We start from the raw sequence: 25,974 nt of genomic DNA on the forward strand, positions 1-25,974 counted from the left end.
CTGCAGGCAGCAGGGCGGCTCCGGCCCGAAGCGGCCCGCGACTGCGCGGGCACCGGGACAGAGTCGGGATGGTGCGGGAGGGGAAGCGGCTCGGGGGATGTCGGGCGAACGGCGGAAAGCGGCTCAGACCGCCGGACAGATGGCGCTGGACATTCGACCGAGATCGACGTGGCGCCGACTCACCAGGGCAGTACCAGCTTCAGACATGACCGCAGCGTGGCACGCGGTGACCGTCGAGTCCACCAGCGCCCATCATGCGGACGCGTATGTCTCATATGGTGAGACGAGTGAGAATGTGGTCACAGAAGGTCGCGAACGGGCCGCCGTCCGTACGCGCGTGTCACCCGACGACCGGCCGCGACCGCTCCACGATCGCCGCCGTGCCCGCGCCCGCCGGCAGCGTGCCGAACGCCAGCCCGGCCTCCCCGCCGAGCCGCGACGCGCAGAACGCGTCCGCCACCGCCGCCGGCGCGTGCCGTACCAGCAGCGCGCCCTGGAGCACCAGCGCCAGCCGCTCCACCAGCAGCCGCGCCCGCCCCTCGATCCCCTCCAGATCGGACAGCCGCGTCAGCACGTCCTTGATCGCCGCGTCCAGCCGGTGGTCCTCGCCGGCCGCGAGGCCGACCTCCGACAGATACGCGTTCAGCGCGCCCGGCTCACGGCGCAGCGCCCGCAGCACGTCGAGCGCCTGCACATTGCCCGACCCCTCCCAGATCGAGTTCAGCGGCGACTGGCGCAGCAGCCGCGGCATCCCCGACTCCTCGACGTACCCATTCCCGCCGAGGCACTCCAGCGCCTCGGCCACCAGCGGCGCGCAGCGCTTCGTCACCCAGTACTTGGCGGCCGGGAGCGCGAGCCGCAGCAGGTGCCGCTCCGCCGCGCTGCCCGCGGCCGCCGCGTCCTGCGCCGCCGCGAGCCGCAGCGCGAGCGCCGTCGCCGCCTCCGACTCAAGCGCCAGATCGGCCAGCACGTTCCGCATGAGCGGCTGCTCCGCCAGCGTCCGCCCGAACGCCGACCGGTGCGTCGCGTGGTGCAGCGCCTGCGACACCGCCTGCCGCATCAGCCCCGCCGAGCCCGTCACGCAGTCGAGCCGGGTCGCCGCCACCATCTCGATGATGGTCGCGACGCCACGTCCCTCGTCGCCGACCCGCCACGCCTGCGTCGTCCCGTCGAACTCGACCTCGGACGACGCGTTCGACCGGTCGCCGAGCTTGTCCTTCAGCCGCTGGATGCGGAAGGTGTTCCGGCCGCCGTCCGGGAGCACGCGCGGCAGCAGGAAGCACGTCAGCCCGCCCGGCGCCTGCGCGAGGACGAGGAACACGTCGCACATCGGCGCGGAACAGAACCACTTGTGGCCGGTCAGCGCGTACCGGCCGGCCCCGTCGAGCGGCTCGGCCCGCGTCGTGTTGGCCCGCACGTCGGACCCGCCCTGCTTCTCCGTCATGCCCATGCCGGCCAGCGCGCCCGGCTTCTCCACCGCGGGCCGCAGCCCCGGCGCGTACTCCCGCGAGGTCAGCAACGGCTCCCACACCGCCGCCAGATCAGGCTGCGCACGCAGCGCCGGCACCGCCGCGTGCGTCATCGACACCGGGCACAGGTGCCCCGCCTCCACCTGCGTCCACACGAGGAAGCCCGCCGTGCGCCGCACCTGCCCCGCGGGACCCGACCACGCGTCGGTCAGCCCCGCACCCACCGCGTGCTCCATCAGCCGGTGCCACGACGGGTGGAACTCCACCTCGTCCACACGGTGGCCGTACCGGTCGTGCGTGCGCAGCACCGGCGGATACGCGTCGGCCGTCCCGCCCCACTCCCGCGCCTCCGCCGACCCGGCGAGCCGCCCGAGAACGCCCAGCTCCCCGGCGATCGCGTCCGCCGCACCGGCGGCGTACCGGGCGACGCCCTCGGTGAGCGCCGCGTCCTGTCCGAACACGTCGTATCCGGTGAGCGGCGGGGGCTGATTGGTCACCGCGTGGGTGCTCGCACTCATGCGGCCACGGTAGGCCGCCGGCGCCCGTGCGTCACCACCACCGCGCGCGGGGGGACGACACGGTGTGCGGAAGCCGTCGCCACGCGCCCTCTCCCGGAGCGACTCCTTTAGTACAGTTGGGCGTTCGCGGCTACTGCGATAGGAGCAGACCATGGGCGTGACGCGCCGGGAAGACGCCATCGACACACGCCTCCACGCCCGCCCCGACACCTGCGCCGGAGCCGTCCCCGCCGGTCCACCGCCCACCGACCGCACCGGGCCGACCGTCCCCCGCATGATGCTCGGCGCCCGCCTGCGCCGCCTGCGGGAGGAGAGCGGCATCACCGGCCTGGAGGCGGGCCGCCGCATCCGCGCGTCCCACTCCAAGATCAGCCGTCTGGAGATGGGCCGCACCGGCTTCAAGCCGCGCGACGTCGAGGACCTCCTCACCCTCTACGGCGTCACGGACGACGACGAGCGCGCCACCCTCCTGGCCCTCGCCCGGGCCAGCAACGTCCCCGGCTGGTGGCACGTCTACCACGACATCGTCCCGAGCTGGCTGAACGTGTACCTCGGCCTCGAACAGGCCGCCACCGTCATCCGCGGCTACGAGCTCCAGTTCATCCCCGGCCTGCTCCAGACCGAGGGGTACGCGCGGGCGGTGCTGCGCCTCGGCGGCGACACCGACGAGGAGCGCCTCGAACGCCGGCTGCGGCTGCGCATGGAACGCCGCCGCGTCCTGGACCGGGACCGGCCGCCCCACCTGTGGGTCGTCATCGACGAGGCGGCGCTGCGGCGCCCCATGGGCAGCTCCGACCTGATGCGCGCGCAGCTCGAACACCTCATCGAGGCCGGGCGGCAGCCGCACATCACCATCCAGGTCATGCCGTTCGCGGCCGGCTGCCACGCGGCGGTGGCGGGCCCCATCACCGTGCTGCGCCCGCCGGGCGGCGAACTGCCCGACGTGGTCTACCTGGAGCAGCTCACCGGCGGCGTCTACCCGGACAAGCCGACCGAGATCGAGCTGTACCGGCACATGATGAACCGTCTCGTCGTGCAGTCCGAGCCGCCGCGGGCGACCGAGGAGTTCCTGCTACGGGTGATGCGGGAGCAGTAGGCACCTCCGCGTGCCGGAACGGTGTTCGACAAGGTGGGGGACGGGTGTCCGTCACGGGGATTGACGCAGGTCGCCGGCACCCCGATAGTCCCTGTTTGGGAGCGCTCCCAGGGCGTCGCCGCCGGACACCCTCGCGCCTCGGGGCCGGCGTCGCGCGTCCGCCCGCCGCCGTCCCCGAACGCTAGGAGTGTCATGCCCACTACACGACGAAGCCCGCTCGGCCGCCTCCTCGCCCTGCTGGTCACCCTGCTGGTGGCGGTCTCCGCCGGCCTCGCGGCGCAGCCCGCCGCCGCCGCGACGCCGACCAGGGTGATGCTGCTCGGGGACTCCATCACCGGCAACAACGGCTGCTGGCGCGCGCTGCTGTGGCAGCACCTCCAGGCCACCGGATACACCGACGTCGATTTCGTCGGCACCCTGCAGAACCCGTACTGCCAGGGCGCGTTCGACGGCGACAACGAGGGGCACGGCGGATTCCTCGCCACCGGCATCGCGAATGACAACCAGCTCCCCGGCTGGCTGTCCGGCACCGACCCGGACATCGTGCTGATGATGCTCGGCACGAACGACGTCTGGAGCCACCTGCCGCCCGCCACCATCCTGGACGCCTACAGCACCCTGCTGGCGCAGATGCGCGCCCAGAACCCGGACGTGCGGCTCGTCGTCGCGCAGATCCCGCCGATGAACCCGGCCGGCTGCTCCGACTGCGCCCAGGGCGTCGTGAACCTGAACGCCGCCATACCGGGCTGGGCGGAGGAGAACAGCACCGAGGCGTCGCCGATCACGGTGGTCGACCAGTGGACGGGCTTCGACACGGCCGCGGACACCACGGACGGCGTGCACCCGAACGAGACCACCGGCATCCAGAAGCTGGAGGCCCGCTGGTACCCGGCCCTCGCGGCGGCCCTCGACACCACCGACCCCGGCACGGACCCGGGTCCCGACCCGGAGCCCGGCGCCTGCTCGGTCGGCGCGAGCGTCAACGCCTGGAACACGGGGCTCACCGCCTCCCTGACGATCACGAACACCGGCACCACCGCCGTGAACGGCTGGTCGCTCGGCTTCACGCTGCCCGCCGGGCAGAGCATCACCTCCGGGTGGAACGCCGGCTACAGCTCGGGCGGCGGCACGGTCACCGCGACCAACGCGGCCTGGAACGGCACCATCGCGCCGGGCGCCAGCGTGAGCATCGGCTACCAGGCCGCCCACACGGGGAACGCGGCACCCCCGACCGGCTTCACCCTCAACGGCGCGGCCTGCACGACCGCCTGACGCACCGTCCACCGCACCCGGTCCCGCCCCGCCGGCGGGGCCGGGTGCTCCGCTGTTCCCGTCACCGCAAAGGTGTGCGGAATGTGAACGGAGTATTGCCCGGGCACCGTTCGGACGACAGAATGCCGGACGGCACGTGAACGGATCATGCCGTCCCGGTCGACCTTGTCGGCCCCGGCGGCCGTTCACCCCTGCCGTGTGCGCCGACGTCGACCGGCTCGGGGTGCCGATCCGCCGGGTCTTCGCTGACGGGAAGCGCGTGACCGGAGGGCGCGGCACTCCGGGTCCGGGCGACCAGGACCGACCAGGGAAGAGAGCGATGAAGAAGATCCTCGCGCGGTTCGCCGTGCCCCTCGCCGCAGTGGGCGGCATGGTGGCTGCCACCGCCACCCCGGCCGCCGCCGCGTCCGATGCCCGGGCCTACTGCGGTTACACGTACAGCAGTTCGCTGGGCAACCAGCGGTGCGGCTGGTCCGGCTTCGAGAGCGAGGTCGGCGACGGCACGGAGAAGCTGGTGCTGCAGGACAACAACCCGGACGGGTACGGCGTCATCGTGCAGTACTTCCGGTACGACATGGACGCGACCGGCCCGTACAGCCACACAGTCACGGGCGGGTACGGGGCCGCCTCGACCTGGACGATGCACATGACGGAGGGCACGGAGATCAGCTTCCGCGTGTGCCCCTACAACAGCTCGTACGGCATCTACACGAACAAGTGCGGTTCCTGGGTCTCGGGCATCGCCTGATCCGTACCGCGCCGCCCGGCCGCCCGTGTGACGCCCCGCGTCACGCCGGCGGCCGGCCGATTCTGGCGGCCACGGCGTCGAGGACCCAGTCGAGGCCGGTCGCGAAGGACGTCGCGGCGTCCACGTCCGTGCCGTCGTACACCGCCCTGGACAGCGCCGGGAAACGGCCGGTCTCCAGCATTCTCCGCAGGCGCGGGCCGTGGGCGCGCTGCCAGTCGCGCTCGGACAGGCCGGTGGCGCGCTCGGCCCGCAGGTCGGCCACCTCGCGCCTGATCGCGCCGATGGCGTAGGCGCCGACGGTCTCCACGGCGCGCATGGCGGTGTCGAGGTCGGTGACGGCGGCGACGGGCGCCAGCGCGGCCTCCCGCACGGCGAGGGCGTTCGGCCCGAGCGCCGGGCGGCCCCCGAGCAGGTCGGCCAGCCATTCGTGACGGAGGGCGGCCCGCCGGGTGCGGTGGGCGTGACCGCGCAGCGCCGCCCGCCAGTCACCCTTCTCCCCGTCGGGGAGCATCTCGGCGTTGACCTCGTCCACCATGAGGTCGAGCAGCTCCTCCTTGGTGGCGATGTACCCGTACAGCCGCATCGGGCCGGCGCCCAGGCGGGCGGCGACCTTGCGGAACGACACCGCGTCGAGGCCGCCCTCGTCGGCCAGTGCGACGGCGGCGGCGACGATCCGTTCCCGGTCGAGCGGCGCGGGGCGTGCCGGCGGCTCGGGCCGGTCCCAGACAGTGGTCATGGCCACCACCGTAGCCGGTTGCCATACGGTGTAGCGAGCCAATACGGTGTATCGGTATGAGACAACGTATCGCCGTCGTCGGTGCCGGACCCGCCGGCCTGGCCCTCGCCCGCGTTCTGCACCGCCACGGCCACCCCGCCACCGTCCTCGAACGGGACCCGTCCCGTGACGCCCGCCCCCTGGCGGCACGCTGGACCTGCACGCGGGGCTGGGTCAGCTCGCGCTGGAGAAGGCGGGGCTGCTGGCGGAGTTCCGGGAGCTGTCCCGTCCCGAGGGGCAGGCCCTGCGCATCCTGGGCATGGACGGGACCGTCCTGCGCGACTGGAAGCCGGATCCCGGCGAGCGGGCCAATCCCGAGATCGACCGGGGGCAGCTCCGGGACCTGCTCCTCGGCCCCCTGGAGGTCCAGTGGGGGCGGGGCGTGACGGAGGTGGTGCCGCAGGACGGGGACGGCGCGCTGGTCCGTTTCGCGGACGGGCGGCAGGAGGCGTTCGACCTGGTGGTCGGCGCGGACGGCGCCTGGTCCCGCGTCCGCCCCGCGGTCTCGCCCGCGCGGCCGCACTACACGGGCATCACGCTGGTCGAGACCTCCCTGGACGACATCGACACCCGCCACCCGGAACTCGCCCGGCTGGTCGGTGACGGCGCGCTCGCGGTGTACGGCGTGAACTGCTCGGTCGGCGCCCAGCGCAACAGCGGCGGCCACGTCAAGGTGTACGCCCAGTTCCGCGCGCCGCTCGACTGGCACACGGTCGCGGGTCTCGACCTGACCGACACCGAGGCCGTGCGGTCGCACCTGCTGGAGCGGTTCGACGGCTGGCCCGCCCCGGTCCTCGACCTCATCCGCCACGGCGCCGCGTTCGCCCACCGCCCCCTCCACGTCATGCCCGTGTCCCACACCTGGGCACACGTCCCGGGGGTGACGCTCCTCGGTGACGCCGCCCACCTGATGCCGCCGCTGGGGGTGGGCGCGAATCTGGCGCTGCTCGAGGGCGCCGAGCTCGCCGAGTCCATCGCCGCCGCCGGTCCCGGCGAGCTGGACGGGGTCGTCCGGGCCTTCGAGGAACGGATGTGCGCGCGGGCCGGGAAGTGGGCGGAGATCACGGCGGCCGGCCTCGATCGCCTCGTCAGCCCGGACCCGGCCCGGGCCCTCGCCGTCTTCGACGAGGTCCAGCCCTCCTGACCACCGCAGGCGGGCCGGCGGCGCGCGGGGGAACAGGGCGGCGCGGGAGCGCGTTCCCCAGGCCACGGACGCGCCCGCGCGCCCCGTGGTCGATCGCTCACAGCGAACACGGAAGAGGGCGGGGAACAAAGGAGGGGCGTCCGGGCATTGAGTCGATGTAACTCAATGAGCCTGCTTAGGGAGAGTTCATGACTTCGTCGCTCGACACACTCACCCTGCCCGTCCTGCCGCTGGACGACGAGGTGGTCCTGCCGGGGATGGTGGTGCCGCTCGAACTGTCGGACGCCGAGGTGCGCGCCGCCGTGGAAGCCGCCCAGGCCGCCGCGCCGCGCGGCGGGAAGCCGCGCGTGCTGCTGGTGCCGCGCGTCGCCGGCTCGTACGCGGACCTCGGCGTCGTCGGCCGGGTGGAGCAGGTCGGCCGGCTCGCCGGCGGCGATCCGGGTGCCCTGGTGCGCGGCCTGCGCCGGGTCCGGATCGGCGCGGGGACGACCGGCCCCGGCGCCGCGCTGTGGGTGGAGGGCACGGTCGTCGCCGAGACGGCCCCCGACCCGCTGCCCGGTGCCGTCACCGAGCTGGCCAAGGAGTACAAGGCGCTGACCACCACCTGGCTGCGCAAGCGCGGCGCCTGGCAGGTCGTGGACCGGATCTCCGGCATCGACGACCCGGGCGCGCTCGCCGACAACGCGGGCTACTCCCCGTTCCTCACCGTGGAGCAGCGCCTCGCCCTGCTCACGACGACCGATCCGGTGGAGCGGCTGCGGCTGGCCACCAAGCTCCTCGCCGACCACCTCGCCGAGGAGGACGTCGCCGAGTCCATCGCCAAGGACGTGCAGGACGGCGTGGACAAGCAGCAGCGCGAGTTCCTGCTGCGGCGCCAGCTCGACGCCGTCCGCAAGGAGCTGGCCGAGCTGAGCGGCGACTCCGGTGACGAGGGCGACGACTACCGCGCCCGCGTCGAGGCCGCCGACCTGCCGGAGCACGTCAGGGATGCGGCGCTGAAGGAGGTCGACAAGCTGGAGCGCGCCTCCGACGCGAGCCCCGAGGGCGGCTGGATCCGCACCTGGCTCGACACCGTGCTCGACATCCCGTGGAACGTCCGCACCGAGGACGCGTACGACATCGCCGGCGCCAGGGCCGTGCTGGACGCCGACCACGCCGGTCTCGATGACGTGAAGGCCCGCATCACCGAGTACCTGGCGGTGCGCAAGCGGCGTGCCGACCGCGGCCTCGGGGTCGTCGGCGGGCGGCGCGGCGGCGCTGTGCTGGCCCTGGTGGGGCCGCCCGGCGTCGGCAAGACGTCGCTCGGCCAGTCCGTGGCGCGGGCGATGGGGCGCGAGTTCGTGCGGGTGGCGCTCGGCGGCGTGCGGGACGAGGCGGAGATCCGCGGCCACCGGCGCACGTACGTCGGGGCGCTGCCGGGGCGCATCGTGCGGGCGGTCAAGGAGGCCGGTTCGATGAACCCGGTCGTCCTGCTCGACGAGATCGACAAGGTCGGCAGCGACTACCGGGGCGACCCGGCCGCCGCCCTCCTCGAAGTGCTCGACCCCGCGCAGAACCACACCTTCCGCGACCACTACCTGGAGGTCGACCTCGACCTGTCGGACGTGGTCTTCCTCGCCACCGCCAACGTGCTGGAGGCCATCCCCGAGCCGCTGCTCGACCGGATGGAGCTGGTGCGGCTCGACGGGTACACGGAGGACGAGAAGGTCGTCATCGCCCGTGACCACCTGCTGCCGAGGCAGTTGGAGCGCGCGGGGCTCACCGAGGACGAGGTGACGGTGACGGACGGCGTGCTGCGGAAGCTGGCCGGCGAGTACACGCGCGAGGCCGGTGTCCGTGCCCTGGAGCGCCTGGTCGCCCGCCTGCTGCGGAAGGTCGCGGCCCGGGCGGAGCTGGGCGAGGCGTCGCTGCCGTTCGCCGTGTCCGATGAGCACCTGCGGGACCTGATCGGGCGTCCGCACCACACGCCGGAGGCGGCCCAGGAGCCGGCCGAGCGCCGCACGGCGGTGCCGGGCGTGGCCACCGGGCTCGCGGTCACCGGCGCGGGCGGCGACGTCCTGTACATCGAGGCGTCGCTCGCCGACCCGGAGACCGGCGGCGCGGGGCTGACCCTGACCGGGCAGCTCGGCGACGTGATGAAGGAGTCCGCGCAGATCGCCCTGTCCTACCTGCGCTCGCGCGGCGCCGAGCTGGAGCTGCCGGTCGGCGACCTGAAGGAGCGTGGCGTCCACCTGCACATCCCGGCGGGCGCGGTGCCGAAGGACGGGCCGAGCGCCGGCATCACCATGACGACGGCCCTGGCGTCGCTGCTCAGCGGCCGTCAGGTGCGGCCGGACGTGGCGATGACGGGCGAGGTGTCGCTGACCGGGCGGGTCCTGCCGATCGGGGGCCTGAAGCAGAAGCTGCTGGCCGCGCACCGCGCGGGGACGACGACCGTGATCATCCCCAAGCGGAACGAGCCCGACCTCGACGACGTGCCGGCCGAGGTGCTGGAGCGGCTCGACGTCCACCCGGTGACGGACGTCCGCCAGGTCCTGGACCTGGCGCTCGCCCCCGCGGGTGCCCCGGCGGTGGCGGTCGCGGCCTGACCGCGGCGTGTCCCCCGGCCGCCGGCGGTGGGTCGTCCGACCCGCCGCCGGCGGCCGTGCGCGGTGCCCGGGACCCCCGCGCGGGCGGCCGGGCGGGGCGCGTAGGGTGCTGCGGCATGAGTCCTTCGATCGCTACGAACACTCCCGTGGACCGGGAGCGGCTGCTCGACTTCGTGCGGCCGAGACACCGCGCGCTCCTCATCACGCGGCGCGCCGACGGCAGCCCGCAGGCGTCGCCGCTGACCTGTGGTGTCGACGACGGCGGCCGTATCGTCATCGCCACCTACCCCGAGCGCGCGAAGGCGGTGAACGCCCGGCGCGACCCGGAGGTGAGCGTCGTCGTGCTGTCCGACGAGTGGGACGGCCCGTGGGTGCAGATCGACGGGACCGCCGAGGTCCTCGACGTCCCGGACGCCATCGAGCCGCTGGTCGAGTACTACCGCACCATCGCGGGGGAGCACCCCGACTGGGCGGAGTACCGCACGGCGATGGCGCGCCAGGGCAAGTCCCTCATCCGGGTGACCCCGCTCCGCTGGGGGCCGGTCGCCACCGGCGGTTTCCCCGCCCGGCTGGCTCAGCGCTGATCCGTCGCCCGCAGCAGGAGGCGCCGCAGCTCGTCCTGCTCGTGTCCGCTGAGCGCGGCGACGGGGGACCGGTGCGCGAGGAGGTCCATCAGCCGCTCGCGCAGCTCCGCGCCCCCGGCGGTGAGGTGGATCTCCTTGGCCCGGCGGTCGGTGGGGTGGGGGCGGCGCTCGATGAGGCCGCGGCGCTCCAGCCGGTCCACGACGAACGTGGCGTTGGACGGCTCGCAGCTCATGCGGGCGGCCAGCTCCTTCATGGTGAGCGGCCCGCCCAGTTCGCGCAGCGCCGTCGCCTGCGGCCCGGTGAGGTCGAGGGCGGCGGCGCGCTCCCGTACGTGGTCGTCCAGTTTCCGGGCCAGCGCGCCCACCAGGCCGCACAGTTCGCGTTCGGTGCGGGCGCTCGCGTCCGGGGAGGCGGTCATGCCGGTCATCGTAGCCGCGGGCGGGCAGCGCCGGCCAGGGTGCTTACAGCTCGAATAACTAAAGCTTGAAGTTTGTGAGCTTGAAGCATATCGTCGTGCCATGACGACGCCCACGCTCCTCGGCGAGCGCTTCCGCAGCCCCGCCCGCACCCGCTCCCTCCGCCTTGGCGACCTCACCGTCACCCACGTACCGGACGGTGCCGTCCAGCTCGTCCCGCACGGCTGGTTCCCCGACACCACGCCGGAGACCTGGACCGGTGAGCGTGCCGCACACCTCGACGCCACCGGCAACCTCGTCGGCAGCATCGGCGCGCTCCTCGTCGAGCGGGACGGACGCGCCCTCCTCATCGACTCCGGTGTCGGCCCCGTCGACCTGCCCGCCGTCCCCGGCGCCCCCATCGGCGCGCTGCGCGGCGGCGCCCTCGTCGACGGACTCGTGGCCGCCGGCGTCGCCCCCTCCCGCATCGAGGCCATCGCCGTCACCCACCTCCACCCCGACCACGTCGGCTGGGCCGCCCACACCGACCCCCTGACCGGGCGGTCGCCGTTCCCCGGGGCCGTCCACCTGTTCTCGGAACCCGAATGGGAGCACCGCGCGCACGCCGAGGCGGAGGGCGTCACCCGGGCCGCCCTCGCGGCCCTCGCCCGGCGGGTCCGCACCGTCCCGGAGGGCGAGGAGATCTTCCCCGGCGTCCGCCTGCGCCTGTTCCCCGGTCACACGGCCGGCCACACCGCGTACGAGATCACCGGCGGGGGCCGCCGCCTCATCGCCTTCGGCGACACCCTCCACTCGCCCGGCCAGTTCGACCACCCCGAGTGGCGCACCGCGCCGGACACCGACGTCACCGCCGCCGCCGACAGCCGTCGCCGGCTCCTCGCCGAACTCGCCGGACCCGGCGTCGTCGGATACGGCAACCACTTCGCCGACGTCCCCTTCGGCCGCGTCGTGACCACCGCCCGGGGCCCCGTCTGGGAGCCGGTGGACGACTGAACCTCCGTGTCCGATTCCCGCCAGTCCACCCGCCGGGCACGGCGCACACTGGAGGGGTGTTGACCGATGACAGCAGGTACGAGGCGGTGCGCAGCCGCGACGAACGGTTCGACGGCGTGTTCTTCACCGCCGTCGTCACCACCGGGGTGTACTGCCGGCCGAGCTGCCCGGCCACCACCCCCAAGCGGCAGAACGTCCGCTTCCACTGCTCCGCCGCGTCGGCCCAGGCGGCCGGGTTCCGCGCCTGCCGCCGCTGCCGCCCCGACACGGTGCCCGGCTCCGCCGAGTGGAACGCCCGCGCCGACGCGGTGGGCCGCGCCATGCGGCTCATCGCGGACGGCGTCGTGGACCGCGAGGGCGTCGCCGGCCTCGCCAGCCGCCTCGGCTACAGCGCCCGCCAGGTGCAGCGCCAGCTCACCGAGGAACTCGGCGCGGGTCCCGTCGCCCTCGCCCGCGCCCAGCGCGCCCACACCGCGCGCGTCCTGATCCAGACCACCGGCATGCCGATCACGGAGGTCGCGTTCGCCGCGGGCTTCGCGAGCGTCCGCCAGTTCAACGACACCGTCCGCGCCGTGTACGGCCGCACCCCCACCGAACTGCGCGCCACCGCACCCCGCGACCACGCCGCCACCGGCACGGGCGCCGGCGGCATCTCCCTGCGCCTCGCCCACCGCGGCCCCTACGACGCGCGCCAGGTCTTCGACTTCCTCGCCCTGCGCGCCCTGGCCGGCGTCGAGGAGGTGACGGGGACGCCCGGCCGCCGCCGCTACCGCCGCACCCTCGTCCTGCCGCACGGCACCGGCATCGCCGAGGTGGGGGAGTACCCGGGCCGCGCGGGCGGCCACTGGCTGCCGTGCCGCCTGCTCCTCGCCGACCCCCGCGACCTGACGACCGCCGTGCAGCGCGTACGCCGCCTGTTCGACCTCGACGCCGACCCGTACGCCGTCGCCGAACGCCTCGGCGCCGACCCGTACCTCGCCCCCCTCGTCGCCGCACGCCCCGGCCTGCGCTCGCCCGGCGCCGCCGACCCGGCCGAGCTGGCCGTCCGCGCGGTCCTCGGGCAGCAGATCACCGTCGCCGGCGCCCGCACGCTGGGCAGCACCCTCGTCGCCGCCCACGGCAAGCCGCTGGACGCGCCGGACGGCGGGCTCACCCACACCTTCCCCGACGCAGGCACCCTCGCCGGCGCGGCCCTCACCGAGCTGGGCATGCCCGAGTCTCGCCGCGCCACCATCCGCACGGTGTGCGCCGCACTCGCCGACGGCACCGTGTCCCTCGACCCGGGCGCCGACCGCGACGCGACCGAACGCGCCCTCCTCGCCCTGCGCGGCATCGGCCCCTGGACCGCCGGCTACCTGCGGATGCGGGCGCTCGGCGACCCCGATGTCCTGCTGACCGGCGACGCCGGGGTCCGTCACGGCCTGCGCCTCGTCGGCGCCGACGCCTCCGCCGCCGACGCGTGGCGGCCCTGGCGCTCGTACGCCGTCCATCATCTGTGGAACGCCACCTCGCCGGCCCCCGCGCCGTCGGACGACAGCGGGCACCGCCCGCCGCACACCCACACCAGGGAGAACGCCTGATGCTCTACACCGTGCACCCCAGCCCCCTCGGCGACCTGCTGATCGCGGGACCGCGCCCCGGCACCCTGGCCTCCGTCACCGTGCCGGGACAGAAGGGCGCCACGGGCGTCGGGGACGACTGGACGCGCGACGACGCCGCGTTCGCCGGGGCCGCGCGCCAGTTCGACGCCTACTTCGCCGGTGAGCTGACCGAGTTCACCCTCGACCTGGAGCCGGTGGGCAGCGCGTTCCGGCAGCGGGTGTGGTCCACCCTGCACACCATCCCGTACGGCGCCACCCTCACCTACGGCGAGGTCACCGCGCGCGCCGGCCTGCCGCGCGCCTCCGTACGCGCCGTGGGCGGCGCCATCGGCGCGAACCCGCTGTCCGTCGTCTGCCCCTGCCACCGGGTGCTCGGCGCGAACGGCTCCCTCACCGGCTACGCGGGCGGCCTGCACAGGAAGCAGCTCCTCCTCGGCCTCGAAGGCGTCCTCCCCGCGCAGCTCACCGCCATCTGACAGGGCGGCACACAGGGGTGTCCCCCCGCGCCGGTGCCATGCGCGCGGGGGGACACCCGGGGGACGGGACGGCGGGTGCTACCGCGCGCCCGTGCCGGGGTTTTTGCTCAGGGACTCCTGGTACAGGTCCGCGTAGGTGCGCGAGTCCTTGATCAGGTCGTCGCAGAACGCGGCGACATCGCTGCCGATCAGCTCCAGGACGCCCTTGCCCCCGGCGGCGCCCTCCTCGAAGAAGTCGACGACCCCGGAGAGCAGATGCCCGTCGGCCAGCTCGACCGGACCCACCTTGAACAGGTACTTCTGCATCTCCTGGTAGACGATCCGGTAGTCCGGCGGGAGCGCCTTGACCCGCGCCACATGCGCCCGCCACTGCTTCTTGCCCTCGACGATGTCCCGGATGCTCATCTCGTCCCCTCCAGCCGGCCCAGCTTCCTCGCGACGTTCCTGTTCAACTGCTCGCGCCACCGGTCGCGGTAGGTGCGGGCGCCCTCGCCGCCGGCCAGCGCGGCGCAGAAGCCCCCGATGTCGTCGCCGAGCACCTCGTGGACGCGCTGCCCGTCCGCCGCCGACTCCTCCAGCAGCGCCAGGGCGGCGTCGGCGATCGGCGTCAGGTTGCGGCCGGTGAAGTCCCCGTAGGGGAAGAGGTGGCCCTTGATCTGCTCCCACGCCGCCCGGTGCTCGTCCGGAAGGGCCGCGGCCCTGGTCTCGAACGCCTTCCACTGCCTCGTGAGATCACTGCCGGTGACGGTCTCCCAGAAGCTCATCTCCCGTCCTCCCTGAGCCTGTCGATGCGTGACGACACGTACTGCCATTTCGCCCAGAACGCCGCGAGTCTCTCCCGGCCGGCGTCATTGAGCGCGTAGAACTTGCGCGGCGGTCCGACTCCGGACGGCCGTTTCGTCACCCGGACGAGTCCGTTCCTCTCCAGCCGCAGCAGGATGGTGTACACCGTCCCCTCGACGACATCGGTGAAGCCGAGGTCGTTCAGCCGGCGGGTGATGGCGTACCCGTAGGTCTCCTCGCTGCCGATGATCTGGAGCACGCACCCTTCGAGGGTGCCCTTCAGCATCTCTGTCAGGTCGTCCAACGCGAACCCTCCCCGAATCCAGTACTCTGTGGTGCCGGGTACTGCTACACGGTACCACTGAATAGTGGGGGTGTCAGTGGCCCGCGGGCTCGCCGAACCAGCGGGACAGGTGGTCGTCCAGGTCCCGCTGATCGTCGCCGATCCAGGCGACGTGACCGTCGGGCCGCAGCAGGACGCAGGGGACGTCCAGCGCCGCGGTGGGGTCCGCGAGGTGGTCCACCCGGTCCGACCAGCCGGCGGCGCCCAGGCGTCCGGTGCGGTCGAGCAGCAGGCCGCGCCCCCGGTGCAGCAGGCCGTAGAGGCGGCCGTCCTTCACCGCGATGTCGGGCAGCCGGCGGCCGAGCAGGTCGGGGCCTTCCCCGACGTCGTAGCGGATGCCGGTCGCGGCGATCTTCTCGAACAGGTGGCGGTTCACCTCGTCGAAGGCCATCAGCTCGGTCAGCAGCCCGCGCACGGCCCGCGGGCCCGGCTCGGTGGACAGCAGCTCCGTCTGGGCGCGGGTGTTCTCCAGGACGGCCGCGGCGACCGGACGGCGTTCGGCCTCGTAGGTGTCCAGCAGGGTCACCGGCGCCCACCCGCGGACCTGCGCGGCCAGTTTCCAGCCGAGGTTGAACGCGTCCTGCACGCCCAGGTTGAGCCCCTGACCGCCGATGGGGGGATGGATGTGCGCCGCGTCGCCGGCCAGCAGCACACGCCCGGCCCGGTAGCGTTCCGCGAGCCGGGTGGCGTCCCCGAAACGGGACAGCCAGCGCGGGGAGTGCACGCCGAAATCGGTCCCCGCGACGGCGCGCAGCCGCTCCCTGAAGTCCTCCAGGGTGGGCGGCTCCGCGCGGTCACCGGCTCCCACGCCGGGGACGACGACGCCGTACCGGCCCCCGCCGAAGGGCCTGAACTGGAAGCGCGGCAGGGCCTGTCCGATCTCGGACACCCGGGCGGCGATCTCCTCCTGCGGCGCCCCCGCCTCCATCTCGCCCATCAGCGTGTCGTTCCGCGAGGGCTCGCCGGGGAAACCGACACCGAGCAGCGTGCGCACCGTACTGCGCGCGCCGTCACAGCCGACGAGGAAGCGCGAGCGCAGCCGCTCGCCGTCGGCCAGTTCGACGGTCACGCCCTCGTCGTCCTGCGCGAGACCGGTCACGGCACGCCCGTGCGTGATCCGCGCGCCCAGGTGGATCGCGTGCTCTTCGAGCAGGCGGACGACGACCGGCTGCTGAATGCCCAGCAGGTGGGCGTACGCGGGATCGAGCCCCTCGGGCGCGGGAGTGCCGATCGCGGCGAAGTATCCGCCGGCCGGACGCTTCCTCCCGTGCTGCTGGAGGCGCTCCAGGAGCCCGCGCATCGCCATCAGTTCCATGCTGCGCATGTGCAGGGCGGCGACGCGGATGGGTGAGACCGGCTCGGTGTCCTTCTCCAGGACGAGCACCCGGACGCCGTGGAGCCGGAGTTCGGCGGCCAGCATCGCGCCGGTCGGACCGCACCCGGCGATGATCACGTCGTACGGGCCGTCGGGGACATGCGAGGAGTGCATGGTGAAGCCTTTCGGGAGTGCCCTCTGCGGAAAGGCGCTCCCGGCGGCGGCTGCGTCAGCCGCCAGGCCGTGACGGGGAGGGGGAGCACCCACATCGATACAGCGTCATGGGTCTCACCTCCTCGGGCGGCGTCACGGTCCACCGCACGCTACAAGCCGGGACGGCATCCCGTCCAACGGTTTCCACGCGCGGCGGACCGATCCGCACGTCAGCCGAACTGCCGCTCGATGCGGGCGAGTTTCTCCTCCAGCGAGTCCAGCCTCGGCTCGGCCGCGAACGAGCCGTCGTCACCGGCCGGGGCGGAGCCGGAGGTGCCGAGCGCCGCTCTCGGCTGTCCTGCGCCGCCCGCCTCCAGCGCGGCGGGCGCCGACTGCGCCGGCTCACCGGCCGTCACCGCCGGGACCTCGCCCCGGCCGCCGCGCCCCAGTGCGCCCCGCTGACGGCTGATGGCCTTCAGCCGCGCCCGCTCCAGGTGCCGGCGCTCCCGGCGACGCCGGCGCTCGTCCTCCTTGGTACGGCGGTCCTCGCGGACCTCCTCGACCGCCTCGTCCAGCGACCGGACGCCCTCCAGCAGCATCAGCGACCAGGCGGCGTACGTCTCGCGCGGGGCGCGGAGCCAGCGCACGAAGCGGATCTGCGGCAGCGGACGCGGCACGAGCCCCTGCTCACGCAGCGCCGCGCGCCGCGTCTGCTTCAGCGCGCGGTCGAACAGCACCGCCGCGGACAGCGACATGGCGGCGAAGAACTGCGGCGCGCCCTCGTGGTCCGCGCCGCGGGGGGCGTGGACCCAGTTGAACCAGGCGGCGGCCCCCGCGAAGAGCCACACCAGCAGGCGCGAGCCCATCGACGAGTCGCCGTGGCTCGCCTCGCGCACCGCGATCACGGCGCAGAACATCGCCGCCCCGTCCAGCCCGAACGGCACCAGGTACTCCCAGCCGCCGGACAGGTCCAGGTTCTCCCGCCCGAAGCCGACCAGGCCCTGGAACGAGAGGGCGGCGGCCACGCCGGCGCAGCAGAACAGCAGCGTGTAGGAGAGGATCGCGTAGCTCCGCTCCCGGCGCCTGCGTGCGGCCTCCATGCGCTCCCACGAGTCGCCGGTGTCGGCGTGCTCGCCGCTCGGCCGGCGTCCGCGTGTCAGGAGGAAGACGGCGAGCAGCATGCCGGCGAGCAGCACGCAGCCCGCCACGCCCCAGCTCACGTCTATGTCCGTCAGTGCCATGAACCTGCCCCTCGCCAGGCGCGCGGAGGCGCGCTGCCCGTGCCGGATCGAAGACGGACCGGGGGCGGGGGCGTCGCGCGCCCCGGGCGGCCCGGCCGTACGGAAGAACTGTGGATGCTACCTGAGGCGACGTCAGCCGATTCCGGGGCGAATCCCCCGGTCGCGTGGCGTTCCGTCGAAAACCGGGCGCGCCGGTGAGCAATCTGTTATGAGCTGCCGGCCCGTCAGCCGGCCGCCGCCAGCCGCGTCACGCGCTCGCTGTCGCAGGTGCGCGGGCACGTCACGCAGGTCGCCTCGGGCCGCAGCGTGTAGAACATGCAGCAGCTCGCCCGGTCGCGCGTCATCAGGCGCTCGCCGGCCGGGCCGGTCAGCGCGCGGAACGACGCCCCCTGCGTGTACGGCGCGGTGGCGCCGGGCAGCAGCAGCCCGGCCTCCTCCATCGCGCGCTCCTCCTCGTCGAAGAGGTGCCCGAAGTACCAGAGGGACTCGACCAGCTCGTCGGTCGCCGCGCCCCACAGCGCCCGCCGTCCGCGCCGCATGCGCGGACCGAAGGCCGCGAGCACCGGGCCGAGGTGGTCGGCCGCCGCCTGCCGCAGCGCGGCCCGCAGCGCCTCCTCGTCCGGTACGACGCGCGCCCGCGGGTCGGCGGCGGCCGGGTCGTCCGGCAGGCAGACGAACGCGCCCGTCCGCACGCTCATCCGGTACGCGCCCCGGTGGAACGCCACGTCGCCCGGTGCCAGCAGCGGCACGCGTCGCAGCAGGAAGTACGGCACGGTGAACAGGACGGCCGCCGGCCACGCGTACCGGTGCAGCGCGAAGGCCGCCACGACGTCGGGCCGGGCCGTCCGCCCGTAGTCGGCGCGGATCTGCTCGGCGTCCCGGGCGCAGAACGCGTCGAGCACCGCCGGGTCCTCCGCGAGCGCGTCGCCCCGCACCCAGCCCTCGCCCTCGGGGAGCGCCCCGGCCTCCTCGGTGATCCGCAGGGCCGGCATGGCCTCGGTGACACGGCGGTACGCGGGGCCGAGCGGTGTGGCTGTCGCGAGGGCGGGGACGGTCATGGAACCACCGGTGGATCGTGATCTTGTGCAGGTTAGCCTTACCTTACCTGACGATCGCGAGGGGTTCGCGCCGGGGCCGGCGGACCCCGGGGTCCGTCCGGCGGTCCCGTCGCGGGGAAGGCAGGATTGCCGGACAGGCCCTAGGGTGCTGGAACCGCGTTGAGTTTGGGCACGAAGGGACGGACCGGACGCCATGGAGCCCACCCGAACGGAAGCGGGTCCCGGCGCGTCGGCCCGCACCCGGCCCCCGGCCGGCCGCCCGCCGCAGCCGGCCCGGCCCCCGCGCCCCCGCAGCGCCACTCCGTCCGCGCCCAGGTGCTCGCCGCGCTGCGCGACGCCCTCGCCACCGGCGAGCTGGCCCCCGGCGCGACGTACTCGGCGCCCGCGCTCGCCGAGCGGTACGGAGTCTCGGCGACCCCAGTCCGCGAGGCCATGCAGCAGCTCGTGAGCGAGGGCGCGGTCGAGACCGTCCCGAACCGCGGTTTCCGTGTCGCCGCCCGCAGCCGCCGCGACGCCGCCGAACTCGCCGAGGTCCGCGCCGCCCTGGAGGTGCCGGCCCTGCTGCGCCTGGCCCGCACCCTGCCCCCGGAGCGCTGGGACGACCTGCGCCCCCTCGCCGACGACACCGTGTTCGCCGCCTCGATGGGCGACCGCGCCGCGTACGCCGACGCCGACCGCCGCTTCCACCGCGCGCTCCTCGGGCTCACCGGCAACCGTCACCTGGTGGCCGTCGCCCACGACCTCCACCGCAAGGCCCAGACGCCCCCGGCGCACGCCCCGCTGCCCGACCCCGCCGCCTTACTGGCCGACGCGCTGGAGCACGGCGCGCTCCTCGACGCGCTCGCCGCGGGCGACCTCGTGGCCGCGGAACGGCTCGCCCGCGACCACCTCGCCGGCCCCGACGGGTCCTGATCAGTCCTCGGGCGGCGGTTCGAGGCGCGGCCCCAGCCAGCGCGGGACGCCCCCCAGCAGCCCGAAGAGCCGGCGCGCCTCCGCCATGAGCCGCTGCGCCTCCGGCTCGGGCTCCACCTCGGCGAGCGCGACGAGCGCCGGCGCGATCCCCACCAGGAACCCGGCCTCCTCCCGCAGCCGCAGCGACTGCGTGAACCCGTGCCGCGCCTCCTGCGCGTCCCCCGCGAGCGCGGCGAGGGCGCCCAGCCGCTGCCAGGTGTACGAGCCGAGCAGGGCGTCCCCCCGGCGCACCGCCTCGTTGTGCGCCCGCCGGTAGCCGGCCTCGGCGGCCTGCGGGTTGCCGCTGACGTGCTCGGCCATCAGGCCGCGCCGGAAGTCGAGGAGCGCGCGCCCCGGCGAGTCGGGGGCGAGCAGCGCCGCCGCGCGGCCGAGCGCCGCCCGCGCCTCGTCGGCCCGGTCGCGGACCCCGAGCCAGGTCGAGGCGAACGCGAGGAACCCGCGCTCGCAGGCGGCGGCCCCCCGTTCCTCGTCCCCCGGCACCAGGGACTCGGCGGCCCGCAGCGCCTCCTCCGCCCTGCCCCAGCCCTCCGAGGTGAACAGGCAGCGCTCCACCAGCAGCGCGGCACGCGAGAGGGCCGCCCGGGGGTCGCTCGCCGCCCGGGGCTCCAGGAGGCTCGCGGCGTCCTCCCAGCAGCCCCGTGACCTCAGTCGCCATACCGCGCTGTCGAGCGGGTCACCGCCCGCAGGTCTCACGGAAAGTGGTACGGCGGTCTCCGTCACATGCCCTCCAGCGCTTCGTCGAGCCGAGATACGTCCGTGATCCGACTGCATCTCAGCACGGCCCCGGGCGCGGGGCCAAGAGGGCTGCGTGAAACAGTTCACAAGTTCCTCCGGACGCCGTCCGCGCCCCTCGCGGGGGTGCTGACTCACCGCATCCGCAGCGCCAGCAGGAAGTCCACCGCGTCTTCAAGACGCGACAGGTCACGGCCCGTCAGGTGTTCGACGCGCCCGATGCGGTAACGCAGCGTGTTGACGTGGACGTGCAGCCGCGCCGCGCAGCGCGTCCACGAACGGTCGGCCGCCAGGAACTCCTCCAGGGTCCGCACGAGCTGCGCGCCGTGCCGCCGGTCGTACGCGCGCAGCGGATCGAGCAGCCGCCCCGTGAACGCCCGCCGCACGTCCCCGGGCACGAACGGGAGCAGCAGCACGTGCGACGCCAGGTCCTCCCGGCCCGCGCCCTCGACGGGGCCGGGCCGCGCCGCGGCGGCCCGGCGGGCGTGCCGCGCCTCCTCCAGCGCGCCGCCGAGCGACGCCGTCTCGGCCACCGCGCCGCTCACGCCGAACGTCAGCCGCGCGCCGGGGCCGAGACCGGCCGCGACGACGGTCCGCACCGGGGCGAGCAGCGGCCCGGCGAGCAGTTCACCGGCCACCGGTACGAGCGCCACCGCCTCGCCGTCGTCCCCGGACGCGACGGCCGCGTCCGGGAGCAGTTCCTCCAGGATGGTCCGCACAGCGTCCGCCCCGGGGCCGGCACCGCCCGGCGGCGTCAGACGGGCCGTCACGACCTGCCAGCGCGGCTCGGGCACGGCGGGCGTCCGCGCCGGCCGCGCGACGCGCAGCCGTGCCCCGACCTCGGCGGCGGGCGCGCCCGCGGCGAGGAGGTCGACGACCTCGCGGGCGAGGCGGCGGCGCACCGCCCGCACGTCCCGGCCGGGGTCCCGCTCGGCGGCCAGGAGCCGCGCCACGCCCGCCAGCAGGGCGTGCCGCTCCGCGGGCCAGTCGGCGGGATCGGAGCGCACGGCAAGCAGCCGGTCGGCCGGCAGTCCTGACGCCGCCGGGCCGCCGTCCGGCCGGATGGGGAACAGGGCGTGCACCGCGCCCGCCGCGCACCGGTACGGTGCCGGGCGCCCGGTGCGGGCGGCCCTGAGTCCCTGCCGCACGAGTTCCCGCGCCACCTCGGCCGACAGCGGCTCACGCCCCGCCACCCGCCGGCCCGTCGGCGACAGCACCCACGCGGGCAGGCCCAGGTCGCCGCGGAGCAGGTCGAGGACGGCCTGCGGCCCGTCGCCCCCGGGGCCCGCGTCGACGAGCCTGCGGTGCCGCTCCACGAGGGCGGCGAGGTCACCCGCCCGTTCCCCCGACACGCGGCGCATCACGTACTCGGTGAGGTCGGCGAACGGCACTTCCTCGGGGACCGCGAACAGCGGCAGGCCCGACGCGGCGCAGGCGGCGGTCAGCTCCCCGGGGACGGCGCCGAACTCCGCCTCGCCGGCCGCCAGCGCGGTCACGTCCGCGGTGACCAGGGCGCGGACGAACGGTCCGGCGTCCCCGGGGCCGCGCCACCACGCCAGGCCGGTCAGGACCAGTTCACCGCCGCGCAGGTAGCGGCTCGGGTCGCGCAGGTCCGTCGTCATGACGCCGGAGACCCGGCGCTCGAGATCCGCCGCGCCGCCGGCCAGCAGGCGCAGGCCCGGCGCCCCCGTCTCCAGCAGCGCCGCAAGACGCACGAGCAGCCCCCGCCCGATCGAGTGGATCACCCAGGGCACCGCCCGGCGGTGCCGGCCGGCCGCGGCCCCACCGCCCCGGTCGTCCGTCGTAGGAATCTACAGGAGCCGGCCGCCGACCCGCCCGGTGCTTCGGGGCATCGGTGACTGCCCGGCGGGCGTGCCGCGCGCTGTACTGGGAGGCCGGAGGCCCGCCCGCGAGTGCCCGGGAGTGCACGCTGATGGAGTTCCTGCGTCCGGCCGACCTGCCGGAAGCCGTCGCCGTCAAGGCGGCCCACCCCGACGCCGTCCCGCTGAGCGGCGGCACGGACCTCATGGTCGAGCTGACGTTCGACCGCCGCCGTCCCGAGCGCGTCGTCGACCTGTCGCGGATCGCCGAACTCCGCACCTGGCACGCGGGACCCGACACCGTACGGCTCGGCGCCGCCGTGCCGTACCGCGACATCATCGCCCACCTGTCCACGGCGCTCCCCGCCCTCGCGCTGGCCGCCCGCACCGTCGGCTCGCCGCAGATCCGCAACCGGGCCGGCGTCGGCGGCAACCTCGGCACCGCGTCCCCGGCGGGCGACGCCCACCCCGCGCTGCTCGCCGCCGGCGCCCGCGTCGAGGCCGTATCGGCGCGCGGCTCCCGCCTCATCCCCGTCGACGCCTTCTACACCGGACCCAAGCGGAACGCCCTCGCGCCCGACGAGCTGATCACGGCCGTCCACATCGACACGGCACGCGGCCCGCAGCAGTTCGCGAAGGTCGGCACGCGCAACGCCATGGTGATCGCCGTCTGCGCCTTCGCCATCGCCCTGCACCCGCACACCAGGACCGTGCGGACGGGCATCGGGTCGGCCGCGCCCACCCCCGTACGGGCGCCGGAGGCCGAGGCGTTCCTCGCCGGCGTGCTGGAGGAGGGCGGGCACTGGAGCGGCGGCACCCCGCTCCCGCCGTCCGCGGTGCGCCGCTTCGGCGACCTGGTGACGGCCGCCTGCGCGCCCATCGACGACGTGCGGGGCACCGCCGCCTACCGCCGGCACGCCGTCGGCGTCCTCGCCCGCCGCACCCTGCACCGCACCTGGGACGCCCACCGCGCGTCCGTACCCGACGGAGGAGGCGCCCCGTGCGCGTGAGTCTGACCGTGAACGGCCGGCCCAGGACGGCCGACGGCGTGTGGCCGGGGGAGAGCCTGCTGTTCGTCCTGCGGGAGCGGCTCGGCCTGCCGGGCTCGAAGAACGCCTGCGAGCAGGGCGAGTGCGGATCCTGCACCGTGCGGCTGGACGGCGACCTGGTGTGCGCCTGCCTCGTGGCCGCCGGGCAGGCGGAGGGCGCCGAGGTCACCACCGTCGAGGGCCTCGCGGGACCGGGCGGGGACCTGACGCCCGTGCAGCGGGCGTTCCTCGACACGGGCGCCGTCCAGTGCGGCTTCTGCACGCCCGGCCTGATCGTCGCAGCCGAGGCACTGGTCGCAGCGGACCTGCACCCGTCCGACGGCGACATCCGCGAGGCCCTGTCGGGCAACCTCTGCCGCTGCACCGGCTACGAGGCCGTCCTCGCCGCCGTACGCCTCGCCGCCGCCCGCACCGCGCGCGAGGCCACCGCCGGCGCCGAGACGGACGCCCGGTGACCGCCCCCGACCGTGCCCGCCCCGGGGCGGGCGGCGTCGGCGACAGCGCCGCCCGCCCCGACGGCGTCCGCAAGGTCATCGGCACCTTCGCGTACTCATCCGACCTGCGCCACGACGACATGCTGTGGGGCCACACCCTGCGCAGCCCTCACGCGCACGCCCGCGTCCTCGCCATCGACACCGCCGACGCGCGCGCCGTCCCCGGCGTCGCCGCCGTCCTCACCCACGCCGACCTGCCCGCCGCCACCCACTACGGTCTGGAGATCACCGACCAGCCCGTCCTGGCCGCCGACCGCGTGCGCCACCACGGAGAGCCCGTCGCCCTCGTCGCCGCCGACCACCCGGAGACCGCGCGCCGCGCCGCCGCTCTCGTCCGCGTCACCTACGAGGAACTGCCCGTCGTCCACGACGAGGCCACCGCCACCGCCCCCGGCGCGCCCGTGCTCCACCCGGACCGCACCGACGCGTACGCCGCCCGCGTACCGCACCCCAACGTCCTCCACCGCCAGCCCGTCCGACGCGGTGACACGGCCGCCGCCGCGCCCACCGCCGACGTCGTCGTCACCGGCGACTACGAGATCGGCATGCAGGACCAGGCGCCGCTGGGACCCGAGTCCGGGCTCGCCGTCCCCGCGGACGACGGCGGGATCGACCTGTACGTCGCCACCCAGTGGCTCCACGCCGACCAGCGGCAGCTCGCCCCCGTCCTCGGCCTGCCGCCGGAGAAGGTGCGCATCACCCTGGCCGGCGTGGGCGGCGCGTTCGGTGCCCGCGAGGACCTGTCCGTGCAGGCCCACGCCTGCCTCCTCGCGCTGAGCACCGGACGCCCCGTCAAGATGGTCTACAACCGTGAGGAGTCGTTCCTCGGCCACGTCCACCGCCACCCCGCGCGCCTCCACTACGAGCACGGCGCCCTGCGCGACGGAACCCTCGTGTACGTGCGGGCCCGCATCGTCCTCGACGGCGGCGCGTACGCCTCGTCCTCCCCGGCCGTCGTCGGCAACGCCGCGTCCCTCGCCATCGGCCCCTACCGCGTGCCGCACGCCGACATCGAGGCCCTCGCCCTGTACACCAACAACCCGCCGTGCGGCGCTATGCGCGGCTTCGGCGCCGTCCAGGCGTGCTTCGCGTACGAGTCGCAGATGGACCGGCTCGCCGACGCGCTCGGCCTCCACCCGGTCGACGTACGGGTCCGCAACGCCGTCGACCGCGGCGACACCATGCCCACCGGCCAGGTCATCGACGCGCCGGCGCCCGCCGCCGAACTCCTCCGGACCGTCCGCGACCGGCCCCTGCCGCCCGAGCGCCCCTGGGAGCCCACCGCCCCGGGCGCCGCCCCCGACCTGCGCGCCCTCCCCGGCGGCCTGTCCAACACCACCCACGGCGAGGACGTCGTGCGCGGCGTCGGCTACGCCATCGGCATCAAGAACGCCGCCTACTCCGAGGGCTTCGACGACTACGCCACCGCCCGCGTCCGCCTGGAACTGGACGGCGGCGCGCCCGTCGCCACCGTCCGCAGCGCCGCCGCCGAGGTCGGGCAGGGCAACGTCACCGTGCAGGCGCAGGTCGCCCGCACCGAACTCGGCGTCACCAGGGTCGTGCTGCCGCCGCCCGACACGACGCTCGGCTCGGCCGGCTCGTCCTCTGCGTCCCGCCAGACGTACATGACGGGCGGCGCCGTACGGCAGGCGTGCGCCGCCGTCCGCGACGAGGTCCTGCGCATCGGCCGGGAGCGGCACGGCTGGCCGGGCGGCGCGCTGCGGCTGTCCGGCGGGCGCGTGCTCGACGCGGCGGGCACGCCCGTCGGGACGCTCGCCGACGTCCTGCGCGACGGCCCGGTCGAGCGGGAGACGGTCTTCCGGCACCGGCCGACCGAGCCGTTCGACCCGGTCACCGGGCAGGGGAACGGGCACGTGCAGTACGCCCTGTGCGCCCACCGCGCGGTCGTCGAGGTGGACACGGCGCTCGGCCTCGTGAAGGTCGTCGAACTGGCCGCCGCCCAGGACGTGGGCAGGGCCGTCAACCCGCTCGCCGTCACCGGCCAGATCCACGGCGGCGCGCTCCAGGGCCTCGGCCTCGCCGTCATGGAGGAGATCCTCGTCGGACCCGACGGCCGCGCGCGCAACCCGTCGTTCACCGACTACCTGATCCCGACCGTCCTGGACACCCCGGTGATGCCCGTCGACATCCTGGAACGCCCCGACCCGCACGCCCCCTACGGCCTGCGCGGCGCCGGCGAGCCACCCACCCTGTCGAGCACCCCCGCCGTCGTCGCCGCCGTGCGCGACGCCACCGGGCTCGCCCTCCGACGGGTGCCGGTGCGCCCCGACCACCTCGTCGCCGACCGGCTCGGCACCGCCCCGGAGGACTGA

At 75.1% G+C, this 25,974-nt stretch carries 24 protein-coding genes and 1 pseudogene; 13 read left to right on the forward strand and 12 right to left on the reverse strand.

Annotation, left to right across the window (positions count from 1 at the left end; genetic code table 11):
* Positions 1-123: 123 nt before the first annotated feature.
* Together EMA09_RS29505 and EMA09_RS24200 are read right to left on the reverse strand one after the other, a co-directional pair.
* Positions 124-207 (reverse strand): putative leader peptide, encoded by an 84-nt coding sequence (locus tag EMA09_RS29505; RefSeq protein ID WP_346655876.1) that lies wholly within the window; start codon positions 205-207, stop codon positions 124-126.
* Between the two features lie 133 nt (positions 208-340).
* Positions 341-1,987 (reverse strand): acyl-CoA dehydrogenase family protein, encoded by a 1,647-nt coding sequence (locus tag EMA09_RS24200; protein ID WP_129843083.1) that lies wholly within the window; start codon positions 1,985-1,987, stop codon positions 341-343.
* Positions 1,988-2,138: 151 nt separating this feature from the next.
* Between EMA09_RS24200 and EMA09_RS24205 the strand changes: the two genes are divergently transcribed.
* From EMA09_RS24205 to EMA09_RS24215, 3 genes are all read left to right on the forward strand, one after another.
* The gene (locus tag EMA09_RS24205; protein WP_129843084.1) at positions 2,139-3,083 is read left to right on the forward strand and encodes a helix-turn-helix transcriptional regulator; all 945 of its coding nucleotides are present in this window, start codon (positions 2,139-2,141) and stop codon (positions 3,081-3,083) included.
* A 192-nt stretch (positions 3,084-3,275) separates the two neighbouring features.
* Positions 3,276-4,355, forward strand: coding sequence for a cellulose binding domain-containing protein (locus EMA09_RS24210; RefSeq protein WP_129843085.1), 1,080 nt, complete (start codon positions 3,276-3,278; stop codon positions 4,353-4,355).
* A gap of 319 nt (positions 4,356-4,674) precedes the next feature.
* Entirely contained in the window at positions 4,675-5,103 is a 429-nt protein-coding gene (locus tag EMA09_RS24215) for a hypothetical protein (RefSeq protein WP_129843086.1), read from the forward strand.
* Between the two features lie 40 nt (positions 5,104-5,143).
* Here the strand turns inward: EMA09_RS24215 and EMA09_RS24220 are convergent, their stop codons facing one another.
* On the reverse strand, positions 5,144-5,839 hold the full coding sequence (locus EMA09_RS24220; protein ID WP_129843087.1) for a TetR/AcrR family transcriptional regulator: 696 nt from the start codon (positions 5,837-5,839) through the stop codon (positions 5,144-5,146).
* Positions 5,840-5,895: 56 nt separating this feature from the next.
* Between EMA09_RS24220 and EMA09_RS24225 the strand changes: the two are divergent.
* From EMA09_RS24225 to EMA09_RS24235, 3 genes and pseudogenes are all read left to right on the forward strand, one after another.
* Positions 5,896-7,022 (forward strand): annotated as a pseudogene (locus EMA09_RS24225) (NAD(P)/FAD-dependent oxidoreductase).
* Between the two features lie 188 nt (positions 7,023-7,210).
* Positions 7,211-9,610 (forward strand): endopeptidase La, encoded by a 2,400-nt coding sequence (lon, locus tag EMA09_RS24230; RefSeq protein WP_129843088.1) that lies wholly within the window; start codon positions 7,211-7,213, stop codon positions 9,608-9,610.
* 116 nt (positions 9,611-9,726) lie between these two features.
* On the forward strand, positions 9,727-10,194 hold the full coding sequence (locus EMA09_RS24235; RefSeq protein ID WP_129843089.1) for a PPOX class F420-dependent oxidoreductase: 468 nt from the start codon (positions 9,727-9,729) through the stop codon (positions 10,192-10,194).
* On the opposite strand, the gene EMA09_RS24240 is transcribed toward EMA09_RS24235, so the two are convergent.
* Entirely contained in the window at positions 10,185-10,613 is a 429-nt protein-coding gene (locus tag EMA09_RS24240; protein WP_129843090.1) for a MarR family transcriptional regulator, read from the reverse strand. The genes EMA09_RS24235 and EMA09_RS24240 overlap by 10 nt on opposite strands.
* Before the next feature lie 100 nt (positions 10,614-10,713).
* On the opposite strand from EMA09_RS24240, the gene EMA09_RS24245 reads away from it, so the two are divergent.
* Genes EMA09_RS24245 through EMA09_RS24255 form a run of 3 tightly spaced genes read left to right on the forward strand, consistent with a single transcriptional unit; the run spans position 10,714 to position 13,681 of the window.
* Positions 10,714-11,604: an MBL fold metallo-hydrolase gene (locus EMA09_RS24245; protein ID WP_129843091.1), complete on the forward strand. Its 891-nt coding sequence runs from the start codon at positions 10,714-10,716 to the stop codon at positions 11,602-11,604.
* Between the two features lie 56 nt (positions 11,605-11,660).
* The gene (locus EMA09_RS24250) at positions 11,661-13,184 is read left to right on the forward strand and encodes an AlkA N-terminal domain-containing protein (protein WP_240796542.1); all 1,524 of its coding nucleotides are present in this window, start codon (positions 11,661-11,663) and stop codon (positions 13,182-13,184) included.
* Complete coding sequence (locus EMA09_RS24255; protein ID WP_129843092.1) at positions 13,184-13,681, forward strand: methylated-DNA--[protein]-cysteine S-methyltransferase; 498 nt, start codon at positions 13,184-13,186, stop codon at positions 13,679-13,681. Before EMA09_RS24250 ends, EMA09_RS24255 begins: the two co-directional genes overlap by 1 nt.
* Before the next feature lie 78 nt (positions 13,682-13,759).
* Here the strand turns inward: EMA09_RS24255 and EMA09_RS24260 are convergent, their stop codons facing one another.
* From EMA09_RS24260 to EMA09_RS24285, 6 genes are all read right to left on the reverse strand, one after another.
* The gene (locus tag EMA09_RS24260; RefSeq protein WP_129843093.1) at positions 13,760-14,086 is read right to left on the reverse strand and encodes a DUF1048 domain-containing protein; all 327 of its coding nucleotides are present in this window, start codon (positions 14,084-14,086) and stop codon (positions 13,760-13,762) included.
* Positions 14,083-14,445 carry a DUF1048 domain-containing protein gene (locus EMA09_RS24265; protein WP_129843094.1) on the reverse strand — a complete coding sequence of 121 codons (363 nt, stop codon included), beginning with the start codon at positions 14,443-14,445 and terminating at the stop codon, positions 14,083-14,085. The genes EMA09_RS24260 and EMA09_RS24265 overlap by 4 nt, the downstream gene beginning before the upstream one ends.
* Complete coding sequence (locus EMA09_RS24270) at positions 14,442-14,768, reverse strand: PadR family transcriptional regulator (protein ID WP_129843095.1); 327 nt, start codon at positions 14,766-14,768, stop codon at positions 14,442-14,444. Before EMA09_RS24270 ends, EMA09_RS24265 begins: the two co-directional genes overlap by 4 nt.
* A 73-nt stretch (positions 14,769-14,841) precedes the next feature.
* A complete protein-coding gene (locus EMA09_RS24275; RefSeq protein ID WP_129843096.1) occupies positions 14,842-16,296 on the reverse strand; it encodes an FAD-dependent monooxygenase in 1,455 nt (484 codons plus the stop codon).
* A gap of 209 nt (positions 16,297-16,505) precedes the next feature.
* On the reverse strand, positions 16,506-17,516 hold the full coding sequence (locus tag EMA09_RS24280; RefSeq protein WP_129843097.1) for a DUF2637 domain-containing protein: 1,011 nt from the start codon (positions 17,514-17,516) through the stop codon (positions 16,506-16,508).
* A gap of 224 nt (positions 17,517-17,740) precedes the next feature.
* Positions 17,741-18,574, reverse strand: coding sequence for a (2Fe-2S)-binding protein (locus EMA09_RS24285; protein WP_129843098.1), 834 nt, complete (start codon positions 18,572-18,574; stop codon positions 17,741-17,743).
* Positions 18,575-18,733: 159 nt separating this feature from the next.
* Here EMA09_RS24285 and EMA09_RS24290 point away from each other — a divergent pair, with 159 nt between their 5' ends.
* A complete protein-coding gene (locus EMA09_RS24290) occupies positions 18,734-19,486 on the forward strand; it encodes a GntR family transcriptional regulator (protein WP_168220796.1) in 753 nt (250 codons plus the stop codon).
* Here the strand turns inward: EMA09_RS24290 and EMA09_RS24295 are convergent, their stop codons facing one another.
* Both EMA09_RS24295 and EMA09_RS24300 read right to left on the reverse strand, forming a co-directional pair.
* Positions 19,487-20,266, reverse strand: coding sequence for a hypothetical protein (locus EMA09_RS24295; RefSeq protein ID WP_206305997.1), 780 nt, complete (start codon positions 20,264-20,266; stop codon positions 19,487-19,489).
* 146 nt (positions 20,267-20,412) lie between these two features.
* Positions 20,413-21,993 (reverse strand): PucR family transcriptional regulator ligand-binding domain-containing protein, encoded by a 1,581-nt coding sequence (locus tag EMA09_RS24300; RefSeq protein WP_129844231.1) that lies wholly within the window; start codon positions 21,991-21,993, stop codon positions 20,413-20,415.
* A gap of 218 nt (positions 21,994-22,211) precedes the next feature.
* Here EMA09_RS24300 and EMA09_RS24305 point away from each other — a divergent pair, with 218 nt between their 5' ends.
* The 3 genes from EMA09_RS24305 to pucD are packed head-to-tail and all read left to right on the forward strand — an operon-like array spanning position 22,212 to position 25,974.
* A complete protein-coding gene (locus EMA09_RS24305) occupies positions 22,212-23,108 on the forward strand; it encodes an FAD binding domain-containing protein (protein ID WP_129843099.1) in 897 nt (298 codons plus the stop codon).
* Entirely contained in the window at positions 23,099-23,602 is a 504-nt protein-coding gene (locus EMA09_RS24310) for a (2Fe-2S)-binding protein (protein WP_129843100.1), read from the forward strand. The genes EMA09_RS24305 and EMA09_RS24310 overlap by 10 nt, the downstream gene beginning before the upstream one ends.
* Complete coding sequence (gene pucD, locus EMA09_RS24315; RefSeq protein ID WP_129843101.1) at positions 23,599-25,974, forward strand: xanthine dehydrogenase subunit D; 2,376 nt, start codon at positions 23,599-23,601, stop codon at positions 25,972-25,974. Before EMA09_RS24310 ends, pucD begins: the two co-directional genes overlap by 4 nt.

Origin of the sequence: Streptomyces sp. RFCAC02 (genome assembly GCF_004193175.1) — a bacterium.
Lineage (GTDB): Bacteria > Actinomycetota > Actinomycetes > Streptomycetales > Streptomycetaceae > Streptomyces.

What these genes read in the sequence shown, in the direction of transcription:
- EMA09_RS29505 (WP_346655876.1), bottom strand. Translation starts at nt 207, where the DNA reads ATGTCTGAAGCTGGTACTGCCCTGGTGAGTCGGCGCCACGTCGATCTC.
- EMA09_RS24200 (WP_129843083.1), bottom strand. Translation starts at nt 1,987, where the DNA reads ATGAGTGCGAGCACCCACGCGGTGACCAATCAGCCCCCGCCGCTCACC.
- EMA09_RS24205 (WP_129843084.1), top strand. Translation starts at nt 2,139, where the DNA reads ATGGGCGTGACGCGCCGGGAAGACGCCATCGACACACGCCTCCACGCC.
- EMA09_RS24210 (WP_129843085.1), top strand. Translation starts at nt 3,276, where the DNA reads ATGCCCACTACACGACGAAGCCCGCTCGGCCGCCTCCTCGCCCTGCTG.
- EMA09_RS24215 (WP_129843086.1), top strand. Translation starts at nt 4,675, where the DNA reads ATGAAGAAGATCCTCGCGCGGTTCGCCGTGCCCCTCGCCGCAGTGGGC.
- EMA09_RS24220 (WP_129843087.1), bottom strand. Translation starts at nt 5,839, where the DNA reads ATGACCACTGTCTGGGACCGGCCCGAGCCGCCGGCACGCCCCGCGCCG.
- lon (WP_129843088.1), top strand. Translation starts at nt 7,211, where the DNA reads ATGACTTCGTCGCTCGACACACTCACCCTGCCCGTCCTGCCGCTGGAC.
- EMA09_RS24235 (WP_129843089.1), top strand. Translation starts at nt 9,727, where the DNA reads ATGAGTCCTTCGATCGCTACGAACACTCCCGTGGACCGGGAGCGGCTG.
- EMA09_RS24240 (WP_129843090.1), bottom strand. Translation starts at nt 10,613, where the DNA reads ATGACCGCCTCCCCGGACGCGAGCGCCCGCACCGAACGCGAACTGTGC.
- EMA09_RS24245 (WP_129843091.1), top strand. Translation starts at nt 10,714, where the DNA reads ATGACGACGCCCACGCTCCTCGGCGAGCGCTTCCGCAGCCCCGCCCGC.
- EMA09_RS24255 (WP_129843092.1), top strand. Translation starts at nt 13,184, where the DNA reads ATGCTCTACACCGTGCACCCCAGCCCCCTCGGCGACCTGCTGATCGCG.
- EMA09_RS24260 (WP_129843093.1), bottom strand. Translation starts at nt 14,086, where the DNA reads ATGAGCATCCGGGACATCGTCGAGGGCAAGAAGCAGTGGCGGGCGCAT.
- EMA09_RS24265 (WP_129843094.1), bottom strand. Translation starts at nt 14,445, where the DNA reads ATGAGCTTCTGGGAGACCGTCACCGGCAGTGATCTCACGAGGCAGTGG.
- EMA09_RS24275 (WP_129843096.1), bottom strand. Translation starts at nt 16,296, where the DNA reads ATGCACTCCTCGCATGTCCCCGACGGCCCGTACGACGTGATCATCGCC.
- EMA09_RS24280 (WP_129843097.1), bottom strand. Translation starts at nt 17,516, where the DNA reads ATGGCACTGACGGACATAGACGTGAGCTGGGGCGTGGCGGGCTGCGTG.
- EMA09_RS24285 (WP_129843098.1), bottom strand. Translation starts at nt 18,574, where the DNA reads ATGACCGTCCCCGCCCTCGCGACAGCCACACCGCTCGGCCCCGCGTAC.
- EMA09_RS24305 (WP_129843099.1), top strand. Translation starts at nt 22,212, where the DNA reads ATGGAGTTCCTGCGTCCGGCCGACCTGCCGGAAGCCGTCGCCGTCAAG.